At 71.5% G+C, this 12,794-nt stretch carries 9 protein-coding genes; 5 read left to right on the top strand and 4 right to left on the bottom strand.

Annotated features, from left to right (window positions below):
• Window positions 1–179: 179 nt before the first annotated feature.
• Window positions 180–938 (bottom strand): coenzyme F420-0:L-glutamate ligase, encoded by a 759-nt coding sequence (gene cofE, locus LPW41_RS15175; protein ID WP_144834459.1) that lies wholly within the window; start codon window positions 936–938, stop codon window positions 180–182.
• A 1-nt stretch (window position 939) separates the two neighbouring features.
• Window positions 940–1,446 (bottom strand): GNAT family N-acetyltransferase, encoded by a 507-nt coding sequence (locus tag LPW41_RS15170; protein WP_144834461.1) that lies wholly within the window; start codon window positions 1,444–1,446, stop codon window positions 940–942.
• A 98-nt stretch (window positions 1,447–1,544) separates the two neighbouring features.
• Between LPW41_RS15170 and LPW41_RS15165 the strand changes: the two genes are divergently transcribed.
• Window positions 1,545–2,447, top strand: coding sequence for a DUF817 domain-containing protein (locus LPW41_RS15165; protein WP_230705305.1), 903 nt, complete (start codon window positions 1,545–1,547; stop codon window positions 2,445–2,447).
• 48 nt (window positions 2,448–2,495) lie between these two features.
• The gene (locus LPW41_RS15160) at window positions 2,496–3,056 is read left to right on the top strand and encodes an acyl-CoA thioesterase (protein ID WP_154097675.1); all 561 of its coding nucleotides are present in this window, start codon (window positions 2,496–2,498) and stop codon (window positions 3,054–3,056) included.
• Window positions 3,057–3,065: 9 nt separating this feature from the next.
• On the opposite strand, the gene LPW41_RS15155 is transcribed toward LPW41_RS15160, so the two are convergent.
• Complete coding sequence (locus LPW41_RS15155) at window positions 3,066–4,043, bottom strand: acetylxylan esterase (RefSeq protein ID WP_144834467.1); 978 nt, start codon at window positions 4,041–4,043, stop codon at window positions 3,066–3,068.
• 166 nt (window positions 4,044–4,209) lie between these two features.
• Here LPW41_RS15155 and LPW41_RS15150 point away from each other — a divergent pair, with 166 nt between their 5' ends.
• Window positions 4,210–7,890, top strand: coding sequence for a proline dehydrogenase family protein (locus tag LPW41_RS15150; protein ID WP_230705304.1), 3,681 nt, complete (start codon window positions 4,210–4,212; stop codon window positions 7,888–7,890).
• A 184-nt stretch (window positions 7,891–8,074) separates the two neighbouring features.
• Here LPW41_RS15150 and LPW41_RS15145 read toward each other — a convergent pair whose 3' ends face one another.
• Window positions 8,075–10,171, bottom strand: coding sequence for an RICIN domain-containing protein (locus tag LPW41_RS15145; protein WP_230705303.1), 2,097 nt, complete (start codon window positions 10,169–10,171; stop codon window positions 8,075–8,077).
• Between the two features lie 196 nt (window positions 10,172–10,367).
• On the opposite strand from LPW41_RS15145, the gene LPW41_RS15140 reads away from it, so the two are divergent.
• Window positions 10,368–11,378, top strand: a complete 1,011-nt coding sequence (locus tag LPW41_RS15140; protein WP_154097672.1) for a LacI family DNA-binding transcriptional regulator — start codon at window positions 10,368–10,370, stop codon at window positions 11,376–11,378.
• A gap of 137 nt (window positions 11,379–11,515) precedes the next feature.
• Complete coding sequence (locus LPW41_RS15135; RefSeq protein ID WP_230705302.1) at window positions 11,516–12,775, top strand: ABC transporter substrate-binding protein; 1,260 nt, start codon at window positions 11,516–11,518, stop codon at window positions 12,773–12,775.
• The last annotated feature ends 19 nt before the right edge of the window (window positions 12,776–12,794 follow it).

Below are 12,794 nucleotides of genomic sequence, written 5' to 3'. Positions count from 1 at the left end.
GCTGCTTCGAAGGGCTCCATCCAGCCATAACGGGGACACGGTCTGCGCATATCGGGACATGGTCCCGTCGGCCCCGCCCGCGGTGGAGAGGCGTCCGCCAGCCCGACGCACAACGTCAGCCCAACGCGCAACGTCAGCCCGACGCGCAAACGTCAGCCCGCGACGCCAGCCCGTCGTGCTCAGCCCGCGGCGTCTCGCCCCGCGGCAAACCCCTCGGCGTACGCTTCGTCGGCGCCCTGGCGGAACATGTCGCGCACCGGATCCCGCACGATCGAGCGCGCACCCGGCAGGTCGAGGTCGCCCACGAGGTCGGCGCGCCCGCGCACGATCGCGACGGGGCGCCGCGCGGCCTTGCCCTTGACCAGGTCGGTGGCGGCGGCGATCTCGTCGGCGACGCACGGCAGGGTCACCACGAGGGGGCGGCCTTCGGCATCCGTCGTCCCGCGGAGGTCTTCGAACACGTGGACGCCGCCGGCGCCGATCGCGTGGTCGGTCTGGCCTTCGCGCCACGCGCGCCCGAGCGTGTCGGTGATGATCACGCCCACGTGCGCCCCGGTCGCGGCGCGCAGTCCGGTCGCAAGGGCGCGGGCCGAGGCGTCGGGGTCGACCGGCAGCAGCAGCACGGTGCCCTCGGGGGTGTTGCTCGCGTCGACGCCGGCCGCGGCCGAGACGATGCCGAGCGGATTCTCGACGATGCGCGTCACGTGCCCGGTGGGGGAGGTGCGGGATGCGACGAGGCGCACGGTCTCGCGCGTGATGGCGTCTTCGCGGTCGTCGGCGCGGATGATGCGCCCCTCGGCCTTCGACACGACCTTGCTGGTGACCACGACGATGTCGCCGTCGCGCAGGGGGTCGCCCACGGCATCGAGGATCGCCTGGACGAGGTCATCGCCCGGGGTGATCTCGGGGATGCCGTCGAGGGCCCAGATCTGCAGCACGTCAGCGGACGAAGCGCACCTCGGTGAGCTCCTCACCGAGGAACGGCTCGGTGTGCGAGGCGCCGTCGAGCGTGAATCCGTTGCGCTGGTAGAACCGGTGCGCGCGCGGGTTGTCGTCGGCGACCCAGAGGTACAGTCCTTCGCCCTCTCCGACGGCGGCGTCGAACAGGCGCTGGCCGATCCCGGTGCCGTGGTAGGCGTCGAGCAGGTAGATGAAGTACAGCTCGCGCTCGCGCGGGGCGTCGTCGTCGCGCGCGGGGCCGGAGCCGACGAACCCGACGATCTCGCCGTTCACGAGGGCGGCGTACATGCGGTAGTCCTCGCCCTGAGCGGCCCAGTGGGTCCAGAGCTCGGCCATGCGACGAGGCGACACGGCCTCGAGGGCGGCGGTGCTGATGAGGTGGTCGTAGGTCTCGTGCCAGCAGGTGGCGTGCACGCGACCCAGGGCCTCGGCATCCACGTCGCGCACCGGACGGACGACGATGTCGGCTCGGATTTCCGCAGTCATGGCGCGACTCTACGCGCGGCATCCGTCCAGGGTGAAATCGGCCGCCCGAGCCCGTCTCGTGCGGTACAAGCGGCACTTTGTCAGACGTGCGTGCCAGCATGACCGCCGTGTCGGAACGCCCCCGGTTGACCTCCGTCGAGGCGCGTCTCGACGCCCTCGCGAACCGTCTGCTCACGACCGCTCCGGCCCTGGGTGCCCGAGCGCGTCTGGTCGAGTTCGCCGTCTTCGTGCTCAAGCAGGCGTGGGCGTGCGTGTTCGGCGCCGCGTTCCTGGCCGTGGTGCTCTCGGCGAAGCTCTGGTACCCGGATGACGCGCCGCTGGCGCGCAACGACGCCCTCACGATCGCGGCCGTCCTGATCCAGGTCGTCATGGTGCTCGGACGTCTCGAGACCCTGCGCGAGCTGCGCGTGATCGTCACGTTCCACGTCGTCGGGACGCTGATGGAACTCTTCAAGACCGACGTCGGGTCGTGGATGTACGCGGCCGACGGCGTGCTGCGCCTCGGCGGGGTGCCGCTGTACAGCGGGTTCATGTATGCGGCGGTCGGCAGCTATATGGTGCGCGTGTACCGCCTGTTCGACCTCCGCTTCACGCGTTACCCGCGCAGGTGGATCACGGCGGTCGTCGCCGTGGCGATCTACGCCAACTTCTTCACCCACCACTGGATCGTCGATCTGCGCTGGGTGCTGATCCTCGCCGTCGTCGTGTTGTGGGGTCGCACGATGATGCATTTCCGCTTCTTCCGCGGGCGGTTCCGGATGCCGATCCTCCTGGCCTTCGCGGGGGTGGCGGTGTTCATCTGGCTGGCCGAGAACATCGCGACTTACGCCGGAGCCTGGCTGTACCCGTCGCAGGTCGGGGAGTGGCATCCGGTCGACGTGTCGAAGCTCTCGTCGTGGTTCCTGCTCATGATCGTGTCGGTCGTGCTCGTGACCTGGGTCTACCCGCCGCGGGAACCGCAGAGATCTGTACGGGGCGTGGACCGGGCACTTGTGGACTGAGCACAAGGCAATCGTCGATCCGTGGTCGGATCGCTACGCTCGCCCCTCGTGAACGTCCTCTGGCGCACCCTGCTGGTGCTCGCTCGTGCTCGCCGTCGCCTCCGTCGCGAAGGCCCCATCGACCCCAGCACGGTGACGCGCATGCGCATCCGCGTGCTGCCCACCGACATCGACCTGCTGCGCCACATGAACAACGGGCGCTACCTGTCGCTGTTCGACCTCGGGCGGTGGGACCTGCTGACGCGGTCGGGACTCGTCGAGGCGATGACGAAGCAGGGCTGGTACGCCGTGGTCGCCGCTGAGACGATCACCTTCCGTCGCTCGCTCGAGCTCGGTCAGCGCTTCGACCTCGAGACGCGCATGATCGGCCACGACGACCGCGCGGTGTACCTCGAGCACCGCGCCCTCGTGCGCGGCGAGATCTACGCCCGCGCGATCATCCGGGCGCGGATCCTGCGCCGAACCGGTGGCACCGTGCCGCACGACGAGCTCTTCGCCGCCGTGGGTCGGCCCGAGGGTCTTCCTGACATCGAGTCGTGGGTGCACGACTGGGCCGCGGGCTCCGCCCTGCCGTCGACGAAGCGTCCGGCGCCCAGCGTCTGGGAGTGAGCCCGCGGCTCAGCGCCCGAAGCGGGCGTCGAGCCAGGCCACCTGCTTCATCCAGTGGCGGTAGCCGCCACCCTCGTGCCCGTTGTAGGCGTACTCCTCGAGGGCGGCATCGTCGGATGCCAGGGCGTGGAAGGCCGCGAAGACGCCCGACGGCAGCACGATGTCGTCCATGAGGGCGACCGAGAACAGCGCGGGCGCGGTGATGCGCCGGGCGAGGATCGCGCCGTCGACGTACGACAGCGTGCGCAGCACGTCGGCCGCGGCGTCGCGGTGCACGGACAGGTAGCGCGTGATCTCGGTGAACGGTGCCGACGGCGTGCGCTGGATGGCGCTCGGGAAGTCCGACAGGAACGGCACGTCGGGCATGACGGCCGCCACCGCGTCGCCGGCCAGCGCTGCGGCGGCGATCGCGAGCCCGCCGCCCTGGCTGCCGCCGGTGACGGCGATGCGCGTGGGATCGACCCCGGCGAACGTGCGCACCTCGTCGACCAGGCGCACCGCGTCGGTGTACAGCCGGCGGTAGTAGTAGTCGTGCGGGTCGCGGATGCCGCGGGTCATGACGCCCGGGAAGGCGGCGGCCGATCCGTGCGGGTCGGGGGTCTCGCCCACGCTCCACGTCGAGCCCTGCCCGCGGGTGTCCATGATCACGTGCACGTAGCCGGCGGCGGCCCAGGCGGTCTTCTCGCCGGGCAGGCCGCGGCCCCCGCCGTAGCCGATGAACTCCACGACCGCGGGGAGAACCTCGTCGCCGTGCGGGCGCACGACCCAGCCGCGGATCTCGTTGCCCGCATAGCCCGTGAACGTCAGGTCCTGCACCCGCAGCGCGCGCAGCGGGCCGTCGACGTCGACCAGCGTGCTCGGTCGGGCGGCGGCGCGGGCCTCGGCGAGGGTCTCGTCCCAGAACGCGTCGAGGTCGTCGGGCGCGGTGAGCTCGGGGCGGTAGGCGCGCAGGAGCTCGAGGGGCATGTCGGTGAGGGTGTGAGCCATGGCGGATCCTTCGTCGGTGCGGGGACGGGACGACAGTAGCGAAGCCGTGCCGATCGCGGGCGGCCCGGGGTCGCGGAGCGTCACGCGGATGCCGTCTGCACTGTCGTTCCGCCGCCGCTCGGCGGGCCGCCGGGCCAGCGCGCGCGGCGTGCTTAGGCTGTCGATCATGAGCCCCGTCGACCCGCCCGCCACCGGTCCCGCGCTCTCGTCCGACCTCGCCTCGCGGGCCGCGACACGCGCAGCCGCCCTCGTGCCCCGCGCCGGGGCCACCGACCCCGCGACGGCGCGTTTCGTCGCCTCTGCGGTCGACGGCGTGCTGCGTCCCGAGAGCACGACGGCCGCCGCCTCCGCTCTGCACCGGCTCGCCGCCGACATCCCCGCCGAGCTGCCGTGGTTCGTGCGCGGAGCCGTGCACCTCGGCGGAGCCGTGGCCCCCGTGCTCCCCGCCCCGGCCGTTCCCCTCGCGCGCCGTGCGCTACGCGACCTGCTCGCCGGCCTCGCCCTCGACGCGCGCCCCGAGCGTCTGGGTGTCGGCCTGGCGGGTCTCGCCGCCGACGGAACCTCGGTCGAGGTGCGCCTGGTCGGGCCCGCCGTGCTCGGTGAACAGTCCGCGCGGCGCCGGCTCGACGGCATCCGTTCGCTCGTGCAGCGCGACGACGTGAGCCGGGTGTCGCTGTCGGTCGCCGACGCCGTGGCGAACCCGTCGCCGTGGGCGTTCGACGCCGACGTCGAGCACGCGGCCGAACGACTGCTGCCCTTGTTCCTCGATGCCGCCGCCGCCGACACGCACGTCACGCTCGTGGTCGAGGGGCGGAGCGACCTCGACCTCGCCGTCGCCGTGCTGACCCGCGTGCTCGAGGAGCCGCGCCTGAGCGGACTGCGCGCGGGCATCCGCCTGCCGATCGCCGTGCCCGAGAGCCTCGCGGCCGTCGGCGAACTCGCCGCCTGGGCGCGCGTGCGCGTCAGCGCCGGGGGAGCGCCGCTCACCGTGCGGCTGAGCGACGCGGTGATCGAGACGACGGATGCCGTGGACGCCGCCCGCCACGGGTGGCTCGCCCCGGCCGTCACCGCCCGCGACGCCGTCGACGCCCAGCTGGTGCGCGCCCTGCGGGAAGCCCTGACCGACCGAGGCCGCGAGGGGCTCTCGCTCGAGATCGCCACCGTCGACCCCGAGCGCGCCGCGCTGGCGCTCGCCCACGTCGACGAGGCCGGAGCGGACGCCCTTCTGGTACTGCCCGCAGCGGCATCGTGGGCTCCCGACGCCCCGCACGTGGTCGCCGTCGCCGCGGCCCACCCCGACGACCTCGACGACGTCGCCGCTCGCCTGGCCCGCGCGCACGTCGAGGCCGTCACCGCCGCGCCCGCCCTTCCCTCGGCGGTGCCCGCGGCCTCCCTCGCCGCGGACGGCGTCGACGAGATCGACCCGCCCGAGACGCGGGGTGTCGCTGCGCGCGCCCGCCGCGCGCTCGCCGCGGCCGCCGATCCGGCCCCGCCCGCCCGAGCGCCGCAGCGCGACCTCGCGGAGGAGCAGGCGATCCTGCGCGAACGCGCTGCCGACGACGCGGAAGAGGCCGGGCTGACGCAGGCGGTGCTCGGCATCGCCCGTGAGGCCGCGGCATCCGGGGACACCTCCGCCCTGGGCCCCGACGTGCAGCAGATGCTCTTCGGCGGGCAGGCCTTCGTCGACACCGCGGTGTTCTCGGCGCGCGAGAGCGCGGAGCTCGCCGGGGGAGCCCCCGGGTTCCGCAACGTCGCCGACACCGATCCGGGCGTCGCCGCCGATCGCGACTGGGCGCTCGCGGTGCTCGATCGCGTCGCCGGCTCCACCGCCGGAGACGGCACCGCCGCCGCCGGCCGCATCGACGACGAAGCCGGACTCGACGCCGTGATCGCCCGGGTCGCCGAGGCCGCCGAACAGTGGGGTGCGCTCGCCGCCGCGGAGCGCGCCGTCGTCATCGGCGGGGCCGCGCGCACGCTGGCACAGCGCCGAGCAGAACTGATCGAGGTGCTCGCCGCAGAGAGCGGTGCCCTCGTGGGCGAGGCCGACGCCGAGGTGAGCCAGGCGGTCGACGCCGCCGCCTACGCCGCGGCGACGGCGAAAGAACTCGACCGGGTGCCCGGCGCCGTCTTCGTGCCCGACCGCGTCACCGTCGTGGCTCCGCGCTGGAACTCCTCGGTCGGCCTCTGCGCCGCCGAGACCCTCGCCGCCCTCGTCGCAGGCTCCGGAGTGCTGCTCACGCCGTCGCCCCGCGCCCGCCGCGCCGGCGCGGTCGTGGCCGAAGCCCTGTGGGCCGCCGGGGTTCCCCGCGACCTGCTCGCCTTCGTCGACCTGAACGAAGACGCCTCGGGCCGGGCGCTCGTCGTGCACCCGGGCATCGACCGGGTGCTGCTCGCGGGAGCCCGCACGACCGCCGAGCGCTTCGCGACGTGGCGGCCCGACCTGCCGATGCAGGCGCTGACCGCCGGCCGCAACGCCGCGATCGTCGCGCCCTCGGCCGACATCGACCAGGCCGTCGCCGACATCGTCGCGGGCGCCTTCACCCGTGCGGGGCAGGCGGCGACCGCGACCTCGCTGGTGATCCTCGTCGGAGCCGTCGCACGCTCGACGCGCTTCGCCGACCAGCTGCGCGACGCCGTGCTGTCGCTGCGGGTGGGGCCCGCCGACGACCCGCTGTCGGACGTCGGTCCGCTCGTCGAGGAGCCGAGTGGCGAGGTGCGCCGCGCGCTCACGGTGCTCGGCGACGGCGAGCACTGGCTCGTCGAGCCGCGCGAACTCGACCTCGGCCCCGAGACCGCCGGACGCTTCTGGTCGCCCGGCGTGCGCACGGGCGTGACCGCCGGATCGCACCTCACCCGCGCCGCCGTGGCCGCCCCGGTGCTCGGCGTGCTGCACGCGCCCACCGTCACCCGCGCGATCGAGCTGCAGAACGCGATCGGGTCGGGCTTCGTCGCCGGACTGCACACCCGCGACACCGCCGACCTCGAACTGTGGCTCGGCACCGTCGAGGCGGCCGTGCTGCGCGTGAACCGCCCGTCGACCGGTGCCGTCGTGCAGCGCGAGCCGATCGGCGGCTGGGGCGCGTCGACCGTCGGCGGCGGCGCGATGTCGGGCGGACCCAACCGGCTCATGACCCTCGGCTCGTGGCGGCCCTCGTCGGGCGGGGCGGCGTCGTCGACCCTGCACCTGCGCGGGCTCGACAGCCGCATCACGGGCCTGATCGAAGCCGCGCAGCCCTCGCTGTCGTACGAGGCGTTCGACTGGCTGCGCCGCGGAGCGCTGAGCGACGCCGTCGCCTGGGACCGCGAGTACGGACGCGTGCGCGACGTCTCGCGCCTCGGCGTCGAGCGCAACCTGCGCCGCTACCGCCCGACCGACGTCGCGATCCGCGCCACGGCCGACGCCGCGTGGCAGGCCGTGCTGCGCGTGCTCGTGGCCGCGGTGCGCTCGGGCTCGACCTACAGCCTCAGCACCCCGGTGGGGCTGCCCGCCGCGGTGCGGCACCTGCTCGGCGACAGCGGCGTACCCGTGTCGGTCGAGAGCGACGAGGAATGGCTGCAGCGGCTGTCGGGTGTGGTTCCGGATGCCGCGGAGGGCGAGGCTCTCGAGACCTTCCAGGCCGCGCCGCGCCCGACACGCGTGCGGCTGGTCGGCCCGGCGTCGACGGTGGCGGCCGTGCGCTCCGCCGTCGCCGAGGCGGTGGGTCCCGACGTCTCGCTGACCCTGTACACCGACGAGGTGACCACCGCGGGCCGCCTGGAGCTGCTGCCTTTCCTGCGCGAGCAGGCCGTGTCGATCGGGGCGTTCCGCTTCGGTCGGCCCGACCCGTGGAGCGCCGAGGCCATCTGAGGCGGTGTCTCCCGAACCCGACGGTTCGAGCGGCCGACGACTTCCTCCCCCGCATCCCGCCGTACTGCGGTGCGCTCGTTCTCGTGGGCTTCGCGCGAGTCTTTCCCGGGTGTCCGGGGCACTCGATCTGACGGGTTCGGGCCCGCCCGGCGCGCGACAGCGCAGACCGAGCGGGCCCGGGCCGTTACTGAATGCCCTCACGCACCAGACGCCACTGCTGGCACGTGAGACCGTTGGCCGTCCATTGCTGGGCGATGGCGCCATCGGCCGTGTAACAGCCATCGATCTCGAGCATCTTTCCGCTGTTCGCATTCGCGAAGGTCCACCAGCCGTTGCTGGTCGAGGCGTTCCAGTTCTGCGTCGCGTTGCCGGTGGGGCCCCATTGCGCGGCGTCGACGCCGTCGCCGGTCGCCGCTCCCGGGATCTCGAGCAGTTTGCCGCTGTTCACGTTCACGAGCTGCGTGGCGACTCCGGTGGGACGCAGTGTCCATCGTTGCGTAGCGTTCTCGGTCGGACCCCACTGGCCCACGGCCGCGCCATCGGCGAGGGAAGCCGACGCCACCTCGAGGAGCTTCCCGCTGTTGCGGTTCACGACCTGGAACTGCGGGTCGAGCGCGCTCGAGCGCCACACGTGCAGCGTGTCGATCTCGGCGAAGCCCGTGCCCTTGGCGAACCGGACGGTGTTGACCCCCGCATTGAGGGTCACGGTCTTCTGCGCCCACGCGTAGCGGCCCCAGTCGACGGTCGCGGGGTACGAGATCGACGAACTGGTCCCGCCGTTGACGCTGACGCCATGGGTGGACGTGCTGCCGCTGCCGTTGTCGTACCGGACGTTCAGCGTGTACGAACCCGCAGCGGGGACGCGGACGGTGAACTGCACCGAGCTCCCCGCGTTGTTGATGTTGCCGACCTTGCGACCATTCGACGCCTGCACGTGCGTCACGATCGTCGCGTCCGTGATCGTCGCCTTCTCGGCCTCGTACTGCTGGGCATCGACCGGGATCGATCCGACGCGGATGTCATTGAGCCCGGTTGCGGTGTTCTCGACGTTGGTCGCCTGGTAGAGCGTGCGTCCGTCGGTGCCGACGTCGAGGCCCTGGGCGAAGCCGCTGAAATTGCCCCCCTGCGTGTCGCTCGCGTCGTACGTGACGGGCATGGGGAGGCGCTCCCAGGCTCCAGCGCCGAGGTTGTAATTGACGTAAAGGTTCTGACCGCCGTCGATGGCGCCCGACGAGGTCAGCGACCACTTGGAGGCCACGATGACCATGCCCTTCGGGCCTCCGCCCGGCACCCACTTCACATATGGCGACGAGCCGATGCCGCGGCCGTCGGCGAGCCGGATCGGCGCACCGATGCTGGTCGTGTCGCCCCAGTTGAGCCCATCTGCGGAGGTCTTGAAGTAGACCGGTGCAGTGTTCTGCGACTGGCTCGGGCGGTTCACGACCTCGAAAGTGGCGAGGTAGCGCCCGTCGGGGAGCTTGGTGACGGTGATCATTCCGGGGCGGTCGCTGTGGTTCGGCGGTGCCGACACGTTGGACAGTGCACCCCACGTCTGGCCGCCGTCAGTGGAACGACGATAGGACACAGCCTGGAGGACACCGGACGCCTTCTGTCGCTCGTCGGAGTAGTACGCGACGAGACCACCGCCGCCGTCGATCGCGAAGGAGGGCTCCCAAACGGTGGTCGTCGTCGAGGAAGGGCTGGGGTCGTACACGGCGGGGCCGCCGGAGTCGATCGTGCTCAGGAACGACCAGGTGGCGCCTCGATCCGCGCTCTTGTAGACGACCAGTCGGCTGCTCGAGCGGTCCTCTGGCATGATCATGCCGGTCAGAAGGAGCGTTCCCGCGGGGAGCGGGCCGGATGCCTGGGGGAGCTCGTAGAGGAACGGTTGCGCGGTGCGCGTGTATCCGGGAAAGGTGCTGCTCGGGTCGACATCGGCGATCTTCGTCCACGACGATCCGTCGTCGGTGCTGCGATAGATCGGATAGACCTGTCGCCCGTTCTGAAGGACGAGCTTGTCGAAGGTGACGAGTTGCGTGCCGTTGTTCGCCCCGTTGTTTTTCAGGACGACGATTTTCGCGTAGGTCGTGCCGGCGGGGGTGCCGCCCTCCGGGTTGAAGGACGAACCCGCAGGGGGTGAGTAAACGACCGAGCCGTTGCCGGTCGTCACCGCCGCGGCCGGGCCTGCGGCGGCGATCCCGCCGACGGCGAGGACCGCGGCGGTCAGCGCTGCGGCGAGAAGACGCGATCGTCGTCGCGCGGGGGAAGAAGGATGTGGCATGTTTCGTGCTCCTCTGGGTGGAAGCGGCTGCCGGTGCGCGCCCGCGTCGGCGCAGCGACCCGCTCGGTGCGGATGGAGTCTCGACCGCGCTACTACAACGTTGTAGAGACGGCACGACCGTAAATGGCGGAGAGCTTCGCCGTCAAGGCTCGCTTGTGCAACGTTGTAGAGTCTCGACCAGAGCAAGGGGGATGCCATGACTGCGACGCTGCACGACGTGGCCCGCGCGGCCGGTGTGTCGATCAAGACGGTGTCGAACGTGATCAACAACTATCCGCACGTGCGCGTGACCACACGCGAGCGGGTGGAAGCGGCCATCGATCAGCTGCAATACCGCCCCAATCAGGCGGCGCGTAGTCTGCGCTCGGGTCGTGCCGACATGATCGGGCTCATCGTCCCCGACCTGCGCAATCCCTACTTCGCCGAGCTGGCCGACGACGTGATGCGGGCGGCGCGAGCGCGCGGTTTCTCGGTGCTCATCGAGCAATTCGACGCCGATCGCGAGAGCGAGCTCGCCGCACTGCGGGGCGCGCGCCGCCGGGGACTCGATGGCGTGCTGTACTCGGTGCTGTCGCTCGGTGAAGACGACGCGGAGCTGCTCGATGAGGTCGGCATGCCCATGGTGTTGCTGGGGGAGCGCATCTTCCACTCCGCCCACGATCACGTGACGATGCGCAACACCGAGGCGGCGCAGGCGGCGACCGCGCACCTGCTGCGGGGCGGCCGGAGCCGCATCGTGGCCCTGGGCTCGCACCCGGGCGAGGTCGTCGGCTCGGCCGGCCTACGTCTGCGCGGATACGAGGCGGCGATCGAGGCCGCGGGATTGACCGTCGACCCCGCACTCGTCGTGCCCGTGGACCGGTGGCACCGCATCGACGGCGCCGAGGCCATGCGCGCCGTGCTCGACGCCGGGCTCGCCTTCGACGGGGTCGTGGCTTTCAACGACTCGATCGCCTTGGGGGCGATGCGCGTGATGCTCGAGCGCGGGGTGACGATCCCCGACGACGTCGCCCTGATCGGCTTCGACGATCTGGACGAGACGCGGTACTCGCTGCCGGCTCTGACGACGATCGATCCCGGCCGTTCCGAGATCGCGCGGGTCGCGGTCGATCTGCTCGTGGACCGCATCGTCGGCGACGACGGTGATGCGCCGCGGGAGATCCTGGCTGAGTTCCGGCTGGTCGAGAGGGAATCGACGTCGCGCTGAGAACTCGCGCTTGACATCGCTCGACGGTCGGGCGATCATCCATTTACAACGTTTACCTCCATCGTTGTAAATTTGTTTCGCACCAGCCTCGGCACCCGAGCCGAAACGACGACGCAGTCACATGAAAGGCATCGAAGATGATGAAGCGCGCACTCCCCGCCCTTGCGACGGCGGGGGCCGTCGCACTCCTGCTGGCAGGTTGCTCAGGCTCGTCCGCCCCCGCCTCCGACGGCCCCGCTGAAATCACGTTCTGGCACGGCTACACCGAAGCCGACGGCAAGGTCCTCGACCAGATCGTCGCCGACTTCAACGCCTCGCAGCAGAAGTACAAGATCACCACCGAGACCAAGACCTGGGCGGTCATCGACGACACCCTGCTGCCCGCGCTGAGCTCCAAGGAAGGCCCGCAGATCGTCGCCATGCCCGCCGAGCGCATGCCCGTCTACGCCGACCGCGGCGCATTCGCCGACCTGAGCGACTTCTACGCCTCGTCCGACAGCAACACCGCCGACCTCGTTCCGCAGGCGGTCGACATGGTGAAGGTCGGTGGGACCCCGTATGGCGTTCCCACCGGTTTCGTTCCGCTGGCCATGTTCTACAACAAATCGCTCTTCTCCGCCGCCGGGATCACGGAGGCCCCCACGACGTGGGACGCCTGGGTCGCCGACGCGAAGAAGCTCACGGTCGACGAGAACGGCGACGGCACGCCCGAGCAGTACGGCGTCGCGATCCCCGACCACGCGACCGTGGCGAACGGCCTGTGGCCGAGCCTTCTGCTCAGCGGTGGGGGGCAGATCGTCGACGGTGACAAGGCCGTGATCGACTCGCCCGAGAACGCCAAGACCATCCAGTACTGGACCGACGCGATCACGAAGGACAAAATCTCTCCCACCGGCCTCGATGGAATCGCCGCCGACCAGTTGTTCAGCTCGGGCAAGGCCGCCATGCACGTGGGCGGTCCCTGGATGGCCTCGATCGCCAAGGACAACAACATCGACTACGGCATCGCCGCGATCCCGGCCGGTCCCGCCGAGCAGGCTGCCTCGGCGATCGGTGTCGCGATGGGTGTCACCGAGTCGGCCGACGACGCTCAACGCGCGGGAGCCGAGGCGTTCTTCTCCTACTTCTTCCAGAAGGACGTGGCGACGAAGTGGTCGCTGGCGTCGGGGTGGCCCCCGCTGCGCACCGACATCCCGCTCAGCGACGTCTCGTCCAACCCCGTCGTGGCCGCCCTCAGCGAGATCGCGCCGACGGGTCGCGCGCTGCTGCCGGGCGTGGTCAACAGCACCGACGTCATCTCCGACATCGACGAGCTCACCCAGAAGGCCGTCGCCGGCGGGAACGTGGACGAGCTTCTCGCGACGGCGCAGACGAAGATCCAGCAGGCCATCGAGTGATCAACGCACGGGAGGGGTG

Origin of the sequence: Microbacterium sp. JC 701 (assembly GCF_021026215.1) — a bacterium.
In the GTDB taxonomy this organism is placed as follows: Bacteria; Actinomycetota; Actinomycetes; order Actinomycetales; family Microbacteriaceae; genus Microbacterium; species Microbacterium algihabitans.
This window is presented reverse-complemented; position numbering and strand designations above follow the sequence as displayed.